Raw genomic sequence first — 17,684 nt, forward strand, 5'->3', positions numbered from 1 at the left:
TTCAGCCTTTTCCAAAAGCAGAAAACCCGGGCTTTTGGCCCGGGCTCCCTAAGCGATCAGAAGCGCTGATCAGTTTGTCTGGCGGCGCAGGAAGGCCGGAATTTCCAGCTGGTCGTCTTCGTTCGAAGTGCGGGTCGGAGGTGTCGTGCGACCCTGATCGTCGAGCTGGCCACGACGCGGAGCGTAGAGGCTGGCTTCAGCCGAAAGCGGACGACGCTGCTGCGGTGCCGCAGGCGCCGAACCGGTCATGTCGCCGACAACCGGCTCTTCGTCCTGATGGCGGCCGAGCGAATTGGTGATTCGCTTCAACAGACCCATCGGGCCGCGTTCGTCCTGGGCGGCAGGAGCAGCCGTCTGCGACCGATGATCGATCTCAGCGCGCAGGACCGGCGGGAAGTCTTCAACCTTCGGCATGCGCGCCTGTTCCGGGGCCATCCGCGGGGCAGCAGCCATCGGCTCCATCTGCATCGGTGCCGGAGCAACCGGAGCATGATAGACAGGAGCCTGCGCGACCGGAGCCGGCTGCGAAACGACAGGCGCCGGAGCCATCATCGGTTCTGCCATGCGCGGTGCCGGGGCCGGAGCAACATCTTGAGCCGGAGCGCCGAACAGACGGCTGGCAGGACGGAATTCCGGTTCGGCGGCAGCCTGCGGCTGGGCTACGGCCTGACGAGCGATGGCGATTTCAAGTTCACGTTCCATTTCAGCTTCAGCCGAACGGATGGTTTCTGCGACCGGATCAATGACGGTCTTGGGGGCCTGCGTCATTGCAGGCTGGTATGCGGCCGGCGCCGAAGCAACGGCCGCGGAAGGACGCATAACGGGCTTTGCCAGCGGAGCGGCTTCAAAACCCTTGGAGGCGAGAGCCGCACGGTCGATGCCGGTAGCAACGACGGACACGCGGATGATGCCTTCCAGCGCTTCGTCGAAGGTCGCGCCGAGGATGATGTTGGCATCCGGATCGACTTCTTCGCGAATGCGGGTCGCAGCTTCGTCGACTTCGAAGAGCGTCATGTCGCGACCACCGGTGATCGAGATCAGCAGGCCCTGTGCGCCCTTCATCGAGGTTTCGTCGAGTAGCGGGTTTGCGATTGCAGCTTCGGCAGCCTGCATAGCGCGGCCCTGGCCGGAAGCCTCGCCGGTACCCATCATCGCACGGCCCATCTCGCGCATGACCGAGCGAACGTCGGCGAAGTCGAGGTTGATCAGGCCTTCCTTGACCATCAGGTCGGTGATGCAGGCAACTCCAGAGTAGAGAACCTGGTCAGCCATGGCGAAAGCGTCGGCAAAGGTCGTCTTGTCGTTGGCAATGCGGAACAGGTTCTGGTTCGGGATGACGATCAGGGTGTCGACCGACTTCTGCAGTTCCTCGATACCGGCTTCGGCAAGACGCATGCGACGCTGGCCTTCGAAGTGGAACGGCTTGGTGACGACGCCAACCGTCAGGATGCCCTTGTTGCGGGCAGCCTGAGCTACGACTGGAGCAGCACCGGTACCGGTACCGCCACCCATGCCGGCAGTGACGAAGCACATATGCGTGCCATTGAGATGGTCGATGATCTCGTCGATGCACTCTTCAGCGGCGGCACGGCCGACTTCGGGCTGCGAACCGGCGCCGAGGCCTTCGGTGACGCTGACGCCGAGCTGGATGATCCGTTCGGCCTTGGTCATGGTCAGCGCCTGGGCATCTGTATTGGCAACGACGAAGTCGACGCCCTGCAGGCCAGCGGTGATCATGTTGTTGACGGCGTTGCCGCCACCGCCACCGACACCGAAAACGGTGATCCGGGGCTTCAGCTCAGTGATGTCTGGCTTCTGCAGCTTGATGGTCATGGTACCAGTCCCTTCTTTTTCCGGCCGCATCGCCTAGCCGGCCAAGTCATTTCAACAGATTTCCCTGTCCCGAACCTTGTGGCCCGGTGGGTGAACTCAAAAACTCTCTTTCAACCACTGACCCATGCGGGCGAAGCGGCTGTTTCCGTTGCCGAAGGGCGAGAACAACCCGCCCTGCCCGGCATGTGTTTCCTGATCCGCAACCTGCGGATAGATCATCAGACCGACCGCTGTGGAGAAGGCCGGTCCCTTGGCGGCAGCCGGAAGACCGGACACTCCCATCGGACGACCAATTCGCACATTGCGGGCGAGAATACGGCGGGCCGCTTCCGGCATGCCTGTCAGCTGGCTGGCGCCACCCGTCAGGACGACGCGCTTGCCGACCACCGGAGAGAACCCCGACTTCTGGATCCGGTCGCGCAGCAGTTCGAGCGTTTCCTCGATCCGCGCACTGATGATCCGGGTCAGAAGCGCCCGCGGAACCTGTGTCGGCTGGTCGCGGTCGTCCTCGCCGATCGGCGGGACAGAAATCATCTCGCGGTCGTCTGCGCCATTGGCGACAGCCGATCCGTGAACGACCTTCAAGCGTTCTGCATCCTCGATACGGGTCGAAAGCCCGCGCGCCAGATCGGTGGTCACGTGATGACCGCCAATCCCAATGGCGTCCGTATGGATCAGCTTGCCTTCTGCAAAGACCGAAATGGTGGTCATACCGCCGCCCATGTCGATCGCAGCGCAACCGAGCTCCACCTCGTCGTCGACCAGGGCAGCAAGGCCGCTGGCGTAAGGCGTGGCAACCACACCCTCGACGGTCAGATGAGCGCGATTGATGCAGAGCTCCAGGTTGCGGAGCGCCGCACGTTCGGCCGTGACCACATGCATGTCGACGCCGAGGACGTCGCCATACATGCCAAGGGGATCGCGGATTCCCCGCTCTCCGTCAAGCGAAAAGCCTGTCGGCAGCGAATGAAGAACGGCACGGTCATTGCCCTGCGACTGCTGGCCGGCAGCAACGAGAACCTTGCGCAGATCGCCCGACTCCACTTCCTGGCCACCGAGATCGATGGTTGCCGTATAGACATCGGAACCGATGCGGCCGGCGGAAACATTGACGATCAGGCTCTCGACGGTCAGGCCGGCCATCCGCTCCGCCGCATCGACGGCGAGACGGACAACGTTTTCCACCGCATCGAGATCGGCAATCACACCGGACTTGATGCCATGCGAGCGCTGATGACCGAGGCCGATAACCTCGACATTGTGGGTGCGGCCCGGCAGCACGGAGCTTTCGCGGCGCGGCGTCAGCCTGCCGATCATGCAGACGACCTTTGTCGAGCCGATATCCAGCACGGAGACCACATGGGCACGCTTGGACGAAAGCGGCTTGGTGCGCGGCAGACCGAAATTTGAGCCCCCGAAGAAGTTCATATGTTCTGCTCCGCCTTTTTCAGCGCCTTGCGACGCGCCTCGACCGCAGCAATCCGACGCTCTTGCGCCTCAGGCGTCAGACGTACAGCCACACGATCGTGCAGGCGCATGTCGATCGCCGCGATATCGCGCGAGAGAACCTGCTGCTCCTCGTCGAAACGCGACAGAAGCGCCAGCGATTGACTGATATCGGTTTCCGGCAGTTTCACCACGATGCCATTGTCGAGATGGATATCCCAGCGACGACCGGCGACGCGGACGAATGCCTTTACCCGCGACGCTATACCCGGCCACTTGGAAAATTCTTCCTCGATCGCAGCAGCACCCGTCTCGGCGTCGCGACCGACGAACAGCGGAAGAGAGGCAAACTTGTTGTCGCGCAGCGGCGCAATGACAGAACCCGAACGTTCGATGATCGACAGATCGGAACCATGCTGCCAGATCGCATAAGCCTGCCGCTCGCGCAGCAGAACCTCGACCGTGCTCGGATAGATCTTGCGAACCTCGACCGATTCGATCCATGGCAGATCGGCAAGCGACTTGCGCGCTTCGGCGATATCGAGACCGAGCAGACTGGTCGCGCCATCGAGGCCGAGCAATTGCAGAATATCGATTTCAGACGTGTGCTGATTACCAGAGACGCGTACGTCCTCGATGGCAAAACCCGCCGTAGAAGTCATCGACTGAAGCACCGCCGGACCATGACCGCCGACAACAACGCCATGCAAGGCAACAGCCGAATAGAAACCGACAAAGGCAATCTTGCCGGCGTGGCGCGGCAGAACGATCCGACCAGAGCAGAGACTGATCACGAAGCGGACGACGCGACGCAGAGGACGCGGCAGGACAACGGTATCTGCGGCAGCAACCTGCACGCCGGGATACCCACCCCTGATCTCAGCCGATTTGTTGCCGCTTAGCGCAAACAAGAGGCGTCCTCCACCATCCAACGAACGAATTCACCAAATCCAAGGCCCGCATGGGCCGCCATTTCCGGCAACAGGGAGGTTGGGGTCATGCCCGGCTGATTGTTGAGTTCCAGCCAGACCAGATCACCATCCTCGGAGAACCGATCGTCGTAGCGGAAGTCTGAGCGACTCACTCCGCGGCAACCGATCGCCTGATGTGCCTTGACTGACAATGATTGTATTTTTTGGTAAATTTTCGGTGAAATTTCCGCCGGAAGTACGTGCTTGGACCCGCCTGCAGCATACTTTGCGTCATAGTCGTAGAAGCCATGCCCAAGCGGAACAACCTCGGTGACCGCCAGCGCACGACCGTCCATCACACCACAGGTCAACTCGCGCCCGGCGACATAACGCTCCACCATGACGACATCACCATAGCGCCAATCGGACGAAGTGAGGATCTGCGGCGGATGCGCCATATCCTCCCGTACGATGACAACACCGAAGCTGGACCCCTCACGAACCGGCTTCACCACATAAGGAGGTGCCATCGGATGTTCATTGCCGATATCGAAACGGCTCATCACGATTGCTTCGGCAACAGGAATGCCGGCCAGCGAAGCGATCAGCTTCGCCTGACGCTTATCCATCGCGAGCGCAGAGGCAAGAACGCCGGAATGCGTGTAGGGAATGCCGAGATATTCGAGCACGCCCTGGATCGTACCGTCTTCGCCAAACGGACCATGAAGCGCATTGAAGGCGACATCCGGACGCAGAGCAGAGAGAACCTCACCAACATCCCGGCCAACATCGACACGGGTGACACGAAAACCCTCACCCTCAAGCGCGGCAGCGCATGCAGTCCCCGAAGAGAGACTGACAGGACGCTCGGAGGAAATCCCCCCCATCAGAACCGCGACATGCTTGCCACTCATCAACGCCTCTCAACCAATTCAGAACCTGAGCCTGCGAACTCTCATGCCGCGGCGACTTTTGCAGCATCAGTAGAACAACATTAAGGTTAATGAAGCGTTTACTTTCGTTAACTTCGCACCATGAGGCGCACCCTGCCCGACTGAATCAAATTCAGCATAAACACAATCAAGATATTGAAATTAAACAATAAAATTAGAATTCGGCTCAAGCGCGGCGAAGCATCACCGCAGTATCGCTGAGGCCAGCCTGCTGACGATTGCGGTCTCCGGCAGCGGAACTCAACGAAGCAGCGTGGACGATTCGGTTCCGGCCGGTGGCCTTCGCATGATACAGCGCCATGTCCGCGTCAGAGAAGATTTCGCTGAAGCCGCGATCGGCCGTCGCATCCGTGAGCCCACCTGAAACGGTGACGCTGAACACCCTTCCGACCGTTCCGATGGACACCTCCGCCACCCTCGCCCGAACCTCGTCGGCGAGCTGCATGGCATCCTGAGGGGCGACGCCGGAGAGCAACACTGCAAACTCTTCTCCGCCGATACGCGACAACACGCCGCGCCCCTTGACCGCGGCGGCCATCACGGCAGCGACCGTGACGATCACATCGTCACCGGCCTTGTGTCCGAGGCTGTCATTGACGGCCTTGAACCGGTCGATATCGAACAGCAGCAGTGAGACCGGTCCCCGGCTCTTTTCAAACGCATCAAGGAACGCGCGCCGATTCATCAGACCGGACAGCATGTCAGTACGACTGAGCTCTTCGAAACGCTGACGCGAGACGCCGAGGTCGTAAACGGCAAAGCCAACGACCGAATAGGCAAGCAGCGCTACGATAAAGGAAACGGGAGGCGTCAGCACCGTTGCGATCACCAGCGCCGGAGCAAGATCATAGGGCAGCAGGCCAAGAGCCACGAGCCCGAAATGCGAGAGGACATTCAGCAGGTAGGCAAAAGCGGCAATCTTGGCGGCCATCCAGACCGAACGGGAAAACACCGCCTTGCGCGACGAAAACTCGCCCAAACTCAGCTGCCCAATCATCCACTCGTTTGTCTTGCTGATCATCACCCGCCCCAATCGTTGCGCAGCATATTTCAGCGAAGTTAAAAATTCGTGGGAGCGACATGCTAGTGCCTCAAGCCGTACGGGTAGGCAAGAAGAGGATGGAAAGGTCCGGAATCAAAATGACAACAGAAACGAAGAACCGCTTGGTTTTGTGTCCTTTGTCTTGGCCGACCGTGGCCATCGGGCGGATTGTCACCTTTGCCAATCCGCCATACCCTTCAATGCAAACGATCTGATTGGGAGCGACAGATGATTTCGAGACGACAGTTGATCGGCTGCGGGCTGTCGGCCGGCTTGCCATGTCTGGTACCCATGCGCCTGTCTGCAAAAGAGACAATCCTGCCAACAGACGTGACATTCCTGGTTATCAACGACATCCACACCTGCAACATGGGTAGCGGGCTCAGTCCGAATTGTGCCGAGGAAGGCAAGACCGACAAGAACCTGCTCCGCCACATAGCGGCGCTGAACCGCGTTGCACACGAACACTGGCCGACCCAGATCGACGGACAACCCAGCGGCCTGTCCGGCGCCGGACAAAAGATTGCCATGCCGCGCGGCATCGTCGTCAGCGGCGACATGACCGACGATGGCGGAGGCCAGACCGCGCTTGCCGCCGAAGGCTCGCAACTGCTGCAATTTTCCCACCGCTACCAGCAGGGTGTCGGAGCAGATCGTGTCCACTACCCAGTCTATGTCGGCCTCGGTAACCACGATCTCGACCAGGACGGCATCGCGCCGCAGGGCGACTGGTATCGGCGGGAGATGCGCGAGTATGTCCAAATGAACCATCGCCCGAATGTCTTCTTCAAACCGACGGTGCCAGTCGATAACTACCACGACCTATCCGACACCTATTCATGGAACTGGGACGGTCTGCACCTGATCCAGGCACAGCGTTTCGCGGGCGATACCAACAAGGGTGCAGCAAACGCGATCGACTGGCTGAAAAATGATTTGGCCACTTATGCAGCCGACGGCCGTCCCGTCATCATTTTCCAGCACTACGGCTTCGATGCCTTTTCGCGGGAGCGCTGGGATCCTCTGAAAAGCACCTTTGATGTCGAAGGAACCGGCGCACCGCACTGGTGGTCGGATGAGGCACGGTCGGTCTTTCTGAACACCCTGAAGGGATACAACATCATTGCCATCGTCCATGGCCATCAGCATGAGACGCCGATGCTGTATCGGGCCGAGGGCTACGACATCATCAAGCCGAAGGCCGCCTTCATGGGCGGCTTCGGCCTGATCCGGATCAATGGCGGGACAATGGACGTCGTACTGGCTGAAGCAACGGGCGATCACGGCGCAATCAGGTTCACCGACGCATTCAGCAAGACTTTCGCCTGAGACAAGACCGGCTTAACCACCGGTCTTGCGGCGCTCTGTCAGGCCGTCGCGGTCACTTGCCCCATGAAGGGTTTCACCTCGCGGCCAGGCATGAAAATGCCAAGGCGCTTGATTTCCCATTCCAGCTTGATGCCCGAATGTTCGAACACCCGCTGGCGCACGGTTTCGCCGAGATATTCCAGGTCGTAGCCGGAGGCATGACCGACATTGATCATGAAATTGCAATGCAGCGACGACATCTGCGCGCCGCCGATCATCAGGCCACGGCAACCCGCCTCGTCGATCAGTTCCCAGGCCGAGTGACCTTCCGGGTTCTTGAACGTCGAGCCCCCGGTCTTTTCCTTGACCGGCTGCACCGTTTCCCGGTGATGGCGCACAGCGTCCATGTCCGCCCTGATCTTGGCACGATCCTCCGTGAAGCCCTGAAACAGCGCGCTGGTGAAGATCAATCCGTCCGGCGCGGAGGAATGGCGATAGCTATAGCCCATGTCGGCATTTGACAGGACGTGGATATTGCCCTTGCGGTCAACTGCCTCGACCTCGACCAGCCGGCTTGCGGTATCGCCGCCGTTGGCACCGGCATTCATCCGGATCGCGCCGCCGATCGAACCGGGAATGCCGTAGTAGAAATGAAAGCCGCCGATATTGTTGTCCATCGCCATGGCGGCAATGTGCTTGTCCGGGCAGATGGCGCCGGCGCGGATCAGGTTTTCACCGGCCAGTTCCACCTGGCCGAAACCCTTGGCGGACAGACGAATGACCACGCCGGGAATACCGCCATCGCGCACCAGAAGGTTCGACCCGACGCCAATGACAGTGAGCGGAACCTCTTCCGGCAGCAACTTGAGGAAGCTCACCAGATCAGCGGTATCGTGCGGCTGGAACATCAGTTCCGCCAGACCACCGGCCTGAAACCAGGTGACCCGATCCATAGGTGCATCCGGCGTCAGTCGCCCCTTCAGCTCGTTTACACCCGGGCCCAGCGAGGCCAGCAGCTTTTCCCCATCCACCTGTTTCATTCAAGACTTTCCCGAAATTGCATCAAGTTCCGCAGGCAACACCCCGGCCCATTGCGTGATGTTACCCGCCCCCAACAGGACCACAAAATCACCCGGTTGCGCAATGCCTGCGATCAGCGAAGCCAGTTGATCAGCCGAAGGTAGGTAGCGGGCATCGCGATGACCACCGGATTTGATCCGCGAGACCAGCGTTTCCGAATCGATCCCCTCGATTGGATCTTCGCCCGCCGCATAAACCGGCGCCAGGAACAATGTGTCGGCGTCGTTGAAGCAGTTGGCGAAGTCTTCGAACAGGCTCGCAAGACGTGAATACCGATGCGGCTGATGCACGGCGATGATCCGGCCCTTGCAGGATTCGCGTGCGGCTCTCAGCACAGCCTTGATCTCGACAGGGTGATGTCCGTAGTCGTCGAAAACCTGAACATTGTTCCAGGTTCCGGTCAGCGTGAAGCGCCGCTTGACGCCACCGAAACCTTCAAGCCCCTTGCGGATGGCGTCCTCGGAAATACCCAGCCGATTGGCAACGGCGATCGCTGCGCAGGCATTGGAAATATTGTGCCGGCCCGGCATCGGCAGGATCAGGTCGTTGAAGGTGAAGACACGGCCCGTTCGACGACGGCGGATCTCCACATCGAAGATCGACCGTGTCCCATCCAGCCGCACATTGGAAAAACGTACGTCGGCCTGCGGGTTTTCCCCATAGGTGATAACCTTGCGATCTTCGATCTTGCCGACCAGCGCCTGGACCTCCGGATGATCGAGGCACAGGACGCCGAAGCCGTAGAACGGCACATTCTCGACGAACTGGCGGAAGGCTGCCCGCGCATTGTCGAAAGTGCCGTAGTAATCCAGATGTTCCGGGTCGATATTGGTAATCACCGCAACATCGGCCGGCAGTTTCAGGAACGTGCCGTCCGACTCGTCAGCCTCGACCACCATCCACTCGCCCTCGCCCATGCGGGCGTTCGTGCCATAGGCGTTGATGATACCGCCGTTGATGACCGTCGGGTCCATCTGGCCGGCGTCAAGAAGGGCTGCCACCATCGATGTCGTGGTGGTCTTGCCATGCGTGCCGCCGATCGCGATCGCATTGCGGAACCGCATCAGTTCCGCCAGCATTTCGGCGCGCCGGACGATCGGCAGCAGTTTTTCGCGTGCTGCGATCAGTTCCGGATTGTTCTTCTTGATCGCCGTCGAAACGACGACCACTTCGGCTTCGCCCAGGTTTTCGGCCGTGTGCCCGACGAAAACCTCGATGCCCTTGGCGCGCAGGCGCTGCACATTGGCGCTGTCAGCCTGGTCGGAACCCTGGACCTTGTGACCAAGGTTATGCAGGACTTCCGCGATCCCGCTCATCCCGATTCCGCCGATCCCGATGAAATGGACCAGCCCGATGGATTTCGGCATTTTCATTGTTTGGCTCCCTTGACCTGGGCAACGCCCTTGCCTGCGGCAATAGCCTCAACCAGATCGGCGAGCAAGCCGGCTGCGTCGGGCTTCCCGGTGCTTTTTGCCGCCGCGGCGGTCTCCACGAGCAATTCCGGCCCTTCAAGTGCCTCTTTCAACAGGTCGACGAACCGTTGCTGCGTCAGTTCCGATTGGGCAATGACCCTTGCACCGCCATTGGCGGCAAGCGCTGCAGCATTGGCAGCCTGGTCGTGATCGAGCGCATACGGATAGGGGACGAGGATGCTCGGCCGGCCGATCACCGCAAGTTCCGACACGGTCGAGGCGCCTGACCGGCAGATCACCAGATGAGCGCCGGCAATGCGCTCGGCCATATCGGTAAAGAATGGCGCAACATCGGCCTGAACCCCGAGTCCCTGATAGAGACCGACGACCTTCTGCTGGTCTTCGGGGCGCGCCTGCTGCGTCACGACAAGCCTCTGGCGAAGTTCGAGCGGCAGAAGTCCGACCGCCGCCGGAATGGCATCTGAGAAGAACTGCGCGCCCTGGCTCCCGCCAAACACCACAAGCTTGAACGGTTCGCCCGCCAGCGATGGATGATAGTCCTGAGCCGCGGCGGCAATCACCGCTGGGCGGACGGGATTGCCGGTGATCATCATCTTGGCCGCATGACTCCCCGATGGCGCAAGAAAGCCGCCGGCTATGGCATCGACCCGCGAAGCAAGCATGCGGTTGGCACGGCCGATGACGGCATTCTGTTCGTGCACCGCCGTTGGCACGCCAAGCCCTGCCGCCGCCATCAGTGGCGGCACTGTCGGGTAGCCGCCAAACCCGATCACGGCTTTCGGCTTCAGCGCGGTAACAAGCTTGCGGGCCTCGCGATAACCGTTCCACAGTGCCAGCAACGCCTTGGCGATTGCCAAGGGATTGCGGGAGCCGATGGTCGCCGAGGCAACCGTGTGGATTGCATCGGCCGGAAAGCTGCCGGCATAGCGTTCGGCACGCCGGTCTGTGACCAGATGCACGCCATAACCGCGCTGTTTCAGTTCATGTGCCAACGCTTCGGCCGGAAACAGATGGCCGCCGGTCCCGCCGGCGGCAAGCAATATGATACCCTTGGACATCACCCTACTCCGCCGGAACGCCGGCAACCGACCGGAACAGGCTGCGTTCCTGCGCCCGCTTTTCCGGACGCCGACGCGTCAGTGCCAGGATGAAGCCGGCCGTCACGCAGATCGCTGTCATGGATGAGCCACCATAGGAAATCAGCGGCAGCGTCATGCCCTTGGCTGGCAGCAGTTCGAGATTGACGCCGATATTGATCATCGACTGGATGCCGAGCAGCAGCACGAGACCCGCCACAGCAAACCGGTTGAAGTCGTTTCGCTCGCGATAGGCATGGCTGAGACCGCGCAGCACCAGGAACCCGAAGATCGCCACCAGCAGCATGCAGAAGATGATGCCGAATTCCTCGGCAGCAACAGAGAATATGAAGTCGGTGTGGCTGTCGGGAATGATCCGCTTCACGATACCCTCGCCCGGCCCCTGGCCGAACCAGTCGCCACGAATGATCGCTTCGCGCGCCGTATCCACCTGGAAGGTATCGCCCTCGCCGGTCAAAAACCGGTCCACGCGACCAGCAACGTGCGGCAGCGTCATGTAGGCGCCGACGAAACCGCTGACGCCCAGGGCGCCCAGCACGACGATCCAGAACCACGGCACCCCTGCCATGAAAAACATGCTGCCCCAGACACTCGCGGTCAGGATGGTCTGGCCAAGGTCGGGCTGGGCAATCAGCAGGGCTGCAACAATCCCGAAAAGCAGGATCGCAAACAGGTTTCCGGGGATTTCGGGCTGGCGCGCATGTTCGGCAAACAGCCAGGCGCAGATCACCACGAAAGCCGGCTTCATGAATTCGGAAGGTTGGATCGACAGGCCGGCCAGCGACAACCAGCGGCGACCGCCCTTCACCTCGACGCCGATGAACAGCACCAGCACCATCATGATCAGCGAGACGGCGAGCAGCGCCATGGCGGTTCGACGGACCTGCCGTGGCGACAAGAACGACAGGCCGATCATCACTGAAAGCGCCGGCAGCATGAAAACGGCATGGCGCTTGACGAAATGGAAGCTGTCGAGGCCAAGCCGCTCGGCAACCGCCGGCGAAGCCGCAAAGGAGAGCATCAGCCCGATCCCCATCAACAGGATGAAGATGATCATGAACAGGCGGTCGATGGTCCAGAACCAGTCCGCAAGCGGGCCTCTCTCCACGCGGCTAACCATATCATTTGCCTCCTGTTGGCATGTCGATCAGCATTGCGACGTCTTCCAGTCCCGCGACGTGACCGACAAAGGCATCACCGCGAACTTCGAAATTCTTGTACTGGTCGAAGCTTGCACAAGCCGGGGACAGCATGACCGCAGAGGCTTCGCCATCCTGATCGGCTTCGACGGCGGCATGGGCCAGGGCGCGATCGAGTGTGCCGGATATCTCGTATGGCACCTGCTCGCCCAGCGTCGCGGCGAAGCTAGACGCCGCTTCACCGATCAGATAGGCCTTCACGATACGCGAGAAGAGTGGTGCGAGGCTTGCGATGCCGCCTTCTTTCGGCAGACCACCGGCAATCCAGTAGATCCGCTCATAACTGGACAAGGCAGGTGCGGCAGCTTCCGCGTTTGTCGCTTTGCTGTCATTGACGAAAACCACCTGCCGACGCCGACCGACCGGCTGCATGCGATGCTTGAGCCCTGGAAAGCTGACAAGTCCGGCCTGTATCTCGGCAATCGACACCCCGACAGCAAGACAAGCGCCGATCGCTGCCGCGGCGTTCTGTGCATTGTGCGCGCCGCGCAGGGTCTGAATACCGTCAAGGTCGGCAATCGACGCCATCGCACCGACGTCCGCACGAATGATATGCGCGCCGTCGGCATAGAGACCATCCGCCAAAGGCTGGCGCTTGGAGATCCGCATGACGGTGTGTCCGCTACGCTCGACGCGGTCGGCAATGAGTTCACAGTGGCTGTCATCGACGCCGATGATCGCCGTTTCAGCGCCGGCCACAAGCCGTTCCTTGACCTCCGCATAATGCTGCATCGTACCGTGCCGATCGAGATGATCCGGCGTCAGGTTGAGGAGAATGCCCGCCGTCGGGTTCAGCGTCGGTGCGAGGTCGATCTGGTAGGATGAGCACTCGACGACAAAGAACCGGCCATGCTTCGGCGGATCGAGCGTCAGCACGGCGCGGCCGATATTGCCACCAAGTTGGGTATCGCGGCCGCTGGCAGCAAGGATATGCGCAATCAGCGCCGTGGTCGTCGACTTGCCATTGGTGCCGGTGATGGCGATGAACGGGCAATCGGGAGCGTGAGCACGGCGTTCGCGCACGAATATCTCGACATCGCCAATGATCTCGACGCCTTCGGCCCTGGCCAAGGCGACCGACCAATGCGGTTTCGGATGGGTCAAAGGCACACCCGGAGACAGCACGAATGACGATATGCTTTTCCAGTCGAGACCATGCAGGTCGATTGTATTGACGCCCTCGCCTGCCGCCTTGACGACGCTGTCGGGATTGTCATCCCAGGCGAAAACCTCGGCGCCGCCGGCCACCAGCGACTTCGCCGTCGCCAGCCCCGAACCGCCGAGGCCGAACAGCGCAACCCGCTTGCCCTTGAAAGTGGTGGCCGGGATCATCTCGGCCTCACCGCAGCTTGAGTGTCGAAAGGCCGAGCATGGCAAGACCGACGGCGATGATCCAGAACCGGATCACCACCTGGCTTTCGGTCCAGCCGAGTTTCTCGAAGTGATGGTGAATGGGCGCCATCAGAAACACGCGCCGCCCGGTCATCTTGAAATAGCCGACCTGGATGATGACAGACAGTGTTTCCATGACGAACAGGCCGCCGATGATCGCCATGACGATCTCGTGTTTGGTCGCTACCGCGACCGAACCGATCAGACCGCCGAGCGCGAGCGAACCGGTATCGCCCATGAAAATGGCAGCCGGCGGCGCATTGAACCAGAGAAAGCCGAGACCCGCCCCGATCACGGCCCCCAGAAGCACCGCAAGTTCACCGGTGCCCGGAACAAAATGGATCTGCAGATAGTTCGAGAACACGGCATTGCCGGTCAGATATGCGATCACACCGAAGGACGCCGCAGCGATCATCACCGGCACGATGGCAAGGCCGTCCAGACCATCGGTCAAATTCACCGCATTGCCCGCCGCGACGATGACGAAGCCACCGAAGAGTACGAAGAAGATGCCGAGATCGATCATGAAATCCTTGACGAAAGGAAAGGTGATCGAAGAACCGAAAGTCGAGCCCTGCGGACCCGAATGCAGTGCCGAACTCATCATGAAAAAGACGGCAATGCCAGCAATCGCAAATTCCAGACCAAGGCGCGCCTTGCCGGAAAAACCCTTGTCCGTCTGCTTGGTGACCTTCAGATAGTCGTCATAGAAACCGATCGCGCCAAAGCCCAGCGTCACCAGCAGCGTCGCCACGACATAGACATTCGACAGGTCAGCCCACAGAAGTGCCGATACGACGATGCCGGCGAGGATCATCAGACCGCCCATCGTCGGCGTTCCCGCCTTCTTGAAATGGGTCTGCGGGCCATCGGCCCGGATGGGTTGTCCCTTGCCCTGGCGGACCCGAAGCGATGAAATCATCATCGGGCCGAACAGGAAGACAACAAGGGCCGATGTGAACAGGGCAGCACCCGTGCGGAAGGTGATGTACCGAAACAGATTGAAGAATTGAAAGTGGTCCGCCAGTTCCACAAGCCAGATTAGCATTGGAGCCCTTTCCAAAAGCCCGGATTAAAAGTGGCGCTCCGTGTCGGGGAATGCCGGATACTTGTCAAGCAGCGCCGATACAATCTTGCCGAAACCAATCCCGAGCGAGGATTTCACCATGACCACGTCTCCGGCACGCACCTCGGCAGCGACGAAATTCGCCAGCTCCGCCGTCGTCTCCAGATAGACGACATGAACACTTTCCGGCAGCGCGTCGCGCAGTGCCGTCATTTCAGGCCCGGCAAGCCAGACATGCTCGATCCCGGCCGCCAGCAGGGGACTTGCGAGATCGGCATGAACGCCCGCGGAGAACTCGCCCATCTCGAGCATGTCGCCAAGCACGGCAATCCTGCGGCCGTCATGCTCGGGCTGCGACGCGGCAAGCACCGCGATCGCCGCCCGCATCGATGCCGGATTGGCATTGTAGCTCTCGTCGATCAACGTCAGAACATCACGGCCTATCGACAGCTTATGGCGCTGGCCGCGTCCCTTGACCGGCGCAAGGTTGGACAACGCGTCGATCGCGGCATCGACATCGGCACCAACCAGCGAGACGGCGGCCAAGACCGCCATGGCGTTTTCCGCCAGATGTCTGCCCGGTGCACCGATGCTGATTTCGCGGGTTTCGCCGCCAAATGAGACCCAGACCGTCGAACGTTCGGCCGCTCCATCAAATTCGGCGAGCCTGAACTCTGCCTTGGCGTGCTGGCCGAAGGTGTGAATGTTCTCGACCCCGGCGGCGTAGGCGGCCTGCTCAAGTTGTTCGAAATAGGCATTGTCGCGGTTGAGGATGACATCACCACCACGCGCCAAGCCATCGAAAATCTCGGCCTTTGCAGCCGCAATCTCTTCCACGCTCGAAAAATTGCCCAGATGCGCCGGCGCAATCGTCGTGATGATCGCCACGTCCGGCCGGACCATCTGCGCAAGCGGGCCGATTTCCCCAGGGTGGTTCATGCCGATCTCGAACACGCCGTAGCGGGTATCCATCGGCATGCGCGCCAGCGTCAGCGGCACGCCCCAGTGGTTGTTGAACGATGCGACAGCGGCATGCACATTGCCGGACGGTTCAAGCGCAACACGCAACATTTCCTTGGTCGTCGTCTTGCCGACGGAGCCGGTCACCGCAATCACTGTGGCCGGTGTCCGGTCACGGGCCGCGAGCCCAAGCTTCTCGAGCCCGATGAGGACATCTTCGACCACGATCATCGGCACGGTCAGGCGCCCAAGCGCCGGAAGCTTTGCTTCATTGACCACCAGCAGCGACGCACCATTGGCAATCGCGATGCTGGCATAGTCATGTCCATCGACCCGGTCGCCCTTGATGGCGAAGAAGGCCTCGCCCGGCGTGATCGTGCGACTGTCGATCGAAATGCCGGTTATGCCCTCCGGCAAATTGCCGAAAGGTCGTCCGGCCATTGCGGCCACCATGTCGCGCGACGTCCAAAGAAAGGTCAACGGTCGAACTCCTCCAGTGCTTTGCGCAGTTCGGCATGATCAGAAAATGGCAAGGTGACGGCACCGACCGTCTGGCCCTCTTCATGGCCTTTGCCGGCAACAATCAGCGTGTCGCCGGCGGCAAGCATCGCGACTGCCGCGCGGATCGCCTGCGCACGATCGCCGATCTCGATACCCCTGGGCGTTGCCGCCATGATCTCGGACCGGATGGTGGCAGGGACTTCCGAACGTGGATTGTCGTCTGTCACGACGGTAATATCGGCGAGACGGCTGGCGATTTCGCCCATGATCGGCCGCTTGCCCTTGTCGCGATCGCCACCGCAGCCGAACACCACGATGACGCGGCCGGTGGTGAAAGGACGTACGGAATTCAGGACGTTTTCCAGTGCATCCGGCTTGTGCGCATAATCGACATAGGCAAGCGCACCACTCTTGTTCTGGCCGACCAGTTCGAGCCGGCCCGAGGCACCCTTCAGATGCTCCAGCGCCTTGAGCGCAACGGCAGCCGGTGTGCCCGTCGAGATGGCAAGTCCGGCAGACACCAGCGCATTTGCAATCTGGAAATCGCCGGCAAGCGGGATATGCACCTCGAAGATTTCGCCTTCGCAATGAACTTCGGCCACTTGCTTGTGCCGGAAATGCTCGACGCGCTTGAGGCTGAGAAAATCCCCCTTGCGACCAACGGTGCGCACGTCATGACCGGCCGCCGTGGCGACACGGATCGCCTCTTGCGACCACGGGTCATCGGCAAAGATCACCGCCGGAGATCCCTTCGGCAAAAGCGTATCGAACAGCCGCATCTTGGCGGCCATGTAGTCTTCGACCGTCGGATGGTAGTCCATGTGGTCACGGCCGAGATTGGTGAAACCCGCGGCCGCGAGCTTGACACCATCCAGCCGGCTCTGGTCGAGACCATGGCTGGATGCTTCCATCGCCGCATGGGTCACGCCTTCGTCGACCAACTCGCCCAGCAACGAATGAAGCGCGATCGGATCCGGAGTGGTCAACGAACCGTAGTCATTGCGTTTGGGAGAGATGACGCCCGTGGTGCCTATTTGAGCGGCGGCCTTGCCGGCCTCGGCCCAGATCTGCCGGGTGAACGATGCGACGGAGGTCTTGCCCGCAGTGCCGGTGACCGCCACCATGATTTCCGGCTGCCGTCCGACAAGGCGTGCGGCAGCCATAGCCAGCAGATGGCGCGGATTTTCGGCCGTGATCACGGGTACCGCCGCATCGACCTGATGGCTCGCGACGACGGCCGCCGCTCCCCGGGCAACGGCGTCGGCAATATAGGCTGCACCATCAGCCTTGCTGCCGGTCAGCGCAAAAAACAGGGTGCCGGGCACGACCTTGCGGCTGTCGGCAGCAAGACCCGTAATCTCGATCGAGCCGACCTCCTTGGTCATCTGATCCTGATAGTGCTCGCCCGCCAGCTTGCCCAGTAACATCTGCATTCCATCCTCTCGGGGCAAATCACGCCGAAT

At 60.8% G+C, this 17,684-nt stretch carries 14 protein-coding genes; 1 reads left to right on the forward strand and 13 read right to left on the reverse strand.

Annotation, left to right across the window (positions count from 1 at the left end):
- Positions 1 to 69: 69 nt before the first annotated feature.
- The 5 genes from ftsZ to IM739_RS14815 all read right to left on the reverse strand — a co-directional run bounded on the left by ftsZ (position 70) and on the right by IM739_RS14815 (position 6,164).
- A complete protein-coding gene (gene ftsZ / locus IM739_RS14795; protein ID WP_237368468.1) occupies positions 70 to 1,833 on the reverse strand; it encodes a cell division protein FtsZ in 1,764 nt (587 codons plus the stop codon).
- 96 nt (positions 1,834 to 1,929) lie between these two features.
- Positions 1,930 to 3,261, reverse strand: a complete 1,332-nt coding sequence (ftsA, locus tag IM739_RS14800) for a cell division protein FtsA (RefSeq protein ID WP_007597870.1) — start codon at positions 3,259 to 3,261, stop codon at positions 1,930 to 1,932.
- Entirely contained in the window at positions 3,258 to 4,190 is a 933-nt protein-coding gene (locus tag IM739_RS14805) for a cell division protein FtsQ/DivIB (protein WP_442981049.1), read from the reverse strand. The genes ftsA and IM739_RS14805 overlap by 4 nt, the downstream gene beginning before the upstream one ends.
- Positions 4,178 to 5,104 (reverse strand): D-alanine--D-alanine ligase, encoded by a 927-nt coding sequence (locus IM739_RS14810; protein WP_237368469.1) that lies wholly within the window; start codon positions 5,102 to 5,104, stop codon positions 4,178 to 4,180. Before IM739_RS14810 ends, IM739_RS14805 begins: the two co-directional genes overlap by 13 nt.
- A 205-nt stretch (positions 5,105 to 5,309) precedes the next feature.
- Entirely contained in the window at positions 5,310 to 6,164 is an 855-nt protein-coding gene (locus IM739_RS14815) for a GGDEF domain-containing protein (RefSeq protein WP_237368470.1), read from the reverse strand.
- A gap of 249 nt (positions 6,165 to 6,413) precedes the next feature.
- On the opposite strand from IM739_RS14815, the gene IM739_RS14820 reads away from it, so the two are divergent.
- Positions 6,414 to 7,514 (forward strand): metallophosphoesterase, encoded by a 1,101-nt coding sequence (locus IM739_RS14820; protein ID WP_237368471.1) that lies wholly within the window; start codon positions 6,414 to 6,416, stop codon positions 7,512 to 7,514.
- Positions 7,515 to 7,552: 38 nt separating this feature from the next.
- On the opposite strand, the gene murB is transcribed toward IM739_RS14820, so the two are convergent.
- Genes murB through IM739_RS14860 form a run of 8 tightly spaced genes read right to left on the reverse strand, consistent with a single transcriptional unit; the run spans position 7,553 to position 17,648 of the window.
- The gene (gene murB, locus IM739_RS14825) at positions 7,553 to 8,533 is read right to left on the reverse strand and encodes a UDP-N-acetylmuramate dehydrogenase (RefSeq protein ID WP_237368472.1); all 981 of its coding nucleotides are present in this window, start codon (positions 8,531 to 8,533) and stop codon (positions 7,553 to 7,555) included.
- Positions 8,534 to 9,946 (reverse strand): UDP-N-acetylmuramate--L-alanine ligase, encoded by a 1,413-nt coding sequence (gene murC / locus IM739_RS14830; protein ID WP_237368473.1) that lies wholly within the window; start codon positions 9,944 to 9,946, stop codon positions 8,534 to 8,536.
- Complete coding sequence (murG, locus tag IM739_RS14835; RefSeq protein ID WP_237368474.1) at positions 9,943 to 11,064, reverse strand: undecaprenyldiphospho-muramoylpentapeptide beta-N-acetylglucosaminyltransferase; 1,122 nt, start codon at positions 11,062 to 11,064, stop codon at positions 9,943 to 9,945. Before murG ends, murC begins: the two co-directional genes overlap by 4 nt.
- A 4-nt stretch (positions 11,065 to 11,068) precedes the next feature.
- Positions 11,069 to 12,223, reverse strand: a complete 1,155-nt coding sequence (gene ftsW / locus IM739_RS14840) for a putative lipid II flippase FtsW (protein ID WP_237368475.1) — start codon at positions 12,221 to 12,223, stop codon at positions 11,069 to 11,071.
- A 1-nt stretch (position 12,224) separates the two neighbouring features.
- A complete protein-coding gene (gene murD, locus IM739_RS14845; RefSeq protein WP_237368476.1) occupies positions 12,225 to 13,634 on the reverse strand; it encodes a UDP-N-acetylmuramoyl-L-alanine--D-glutamate ligase in 1,410 nt (469 codons plus the stop codon).
- Between the two features lie 7 nt (positions 13,635 to 13,641).
- The gene (gene mraY / locus IM739_RS14850) at positions 13,642 to 14,742 is read right to left on the reverse strand and encodes a phospho-N-acetylmuramoyl-pentapeptide-transferase (RefSeq protein WP_237368477.1); all 1,101 of its coding nucleotides are present in this window, start codon (positions 14,740 to 14,742) and stop codon (positions 13,642 to 13,644) included.
- Between the two features lie 24 nt (positions 14,743 to 14,766).
- On the reverse strand, positions 14,767 to 16,200 hold the full coding sequence (locus tag IM739_RS14855; protein WP_237368478.1) for a UDP-N-acetylmuramoylalanyl-D-glutamyl-2,6-diaminopimelate--D-alanyl-D-alanine ligase: 1,434 nt from the start codon (positions 16,198 to 16,200) through the stop codon (positions 14,767 to 14,769).
- Positions 16,197 to 17,648 (reverse strand): UDP-N-acetylmuramoyl-L-alanyl-D-glutamate--2,6-diaminopimelate ligase, encoded by a 1,452-nt coding sequence (locus IM739_RS14860; RefSeq protein ID WP_237371084.1) that lies wholly within the window; start codon positions 17,646 to 17,648, stop codon positions 16,197 to 16,199. The genes IM739_RS14855 and IM739_RS14860 overlap by 4 nt, the downstream gene beginning before the upstream one ends.
- Positions 17,649 to 17,684: the final 36 nt, after the last annotated feature.

Source organism: Rhizobium sp. SL42, assembly GCF_021729845.1.
Taxonomy (GTDB): domain Bacteria; phylum Pseudomonadota; class Alphaproteobacteria; order Rhizobiales; family Rhizobiaceae; genus Allorhizobium.

Excerpts from the sequence above, each read along its gene's own strand:
- mraY (WP_237368477.1), bottom strand. The coding sequence starts at position 14,742 with ATGCTAATCTGGCTTGTGGAACTGGCGGACCACTTTCAATTCTTCAAT.
- IM739_RS14815 (WP_237368470.1), bottom strand. The coding sequence starts at position 6,164 with ATGATCAGCAAGACAAACGAGTGGATGATTGGGCAGCTGAGTTTGGGC.
- murD (WP_237368476.1), bottom strand. The coding sequence starts at position 13,634 with ATGATCCCGGCCACCACTTTCAAGGGCAAGCGGGTTGCGCTGTTCGGC.
- ftsZ (WP_237368468.1), bottom strand. The coding sequence starts at position 1,833 with ATGACCATCAAGCTGCAGAAGCCAGACATCACTGAGCTGAAGCCCCGG.
- IM739_RS14810 (WP_237368469.1), bottom strand. The coding sequence starts at position 5,104 with ATGAGTGGCAAGCATGTCGCGGTTCTGATGGGGGGGATTTCCTCCGAG.
- IM739_RS14860 (WP_237371084.1), bottom strand. The coding sequence starts at position 17,648 with ATGTTACTGGGCAAGCTGGCGGGCGAGCACTATCAGGATCAGATGACC.
- ftsW (WP_237368475.1), bottom strand. The coding sequence starts at position 12,223 with ATGGTTAGCCGCGTGGAGAGAGGCCCGCTTGCGGACTGGTTCTGGACC.
- murG (WP_237368474.1), bottom strand. The coding sequence starts at position 11,064 with ATGTCCAAGGGTATCATATTGCTTGCCGCCGGCGGGACCGGCGGCCAT.
- ftsA (WP_007597870.1), bottom strand. The coding sequence starts at position 3,261 with ATGAACTTCTTCGGGGGCTCAAATTTCGGTCTGCCGCGCACCAAGCCG.
- IM739_RS14820 (WP_237368471.1), top strand. The coding sequence starts at position 6,414 with ATGATTTCGAGACGACAGTTGATCGGCTGCGGGCTGTCGGCCGGCTTG.
- murC (WP_237368473.1), bottom strand. The coding sequence starts at position 9,946 with ATGAAAATGCCGAAATCCATCGGGCTGGTCCATTTCATCGGGATCGGC.
- murB (WP_237368472.1), bottom strand. The coding sequence starts at position 8,533 with ATGAAACAGGTGGATGGGGAAAAGCTGCTGGCCTCGCTGGGCCCGGGT.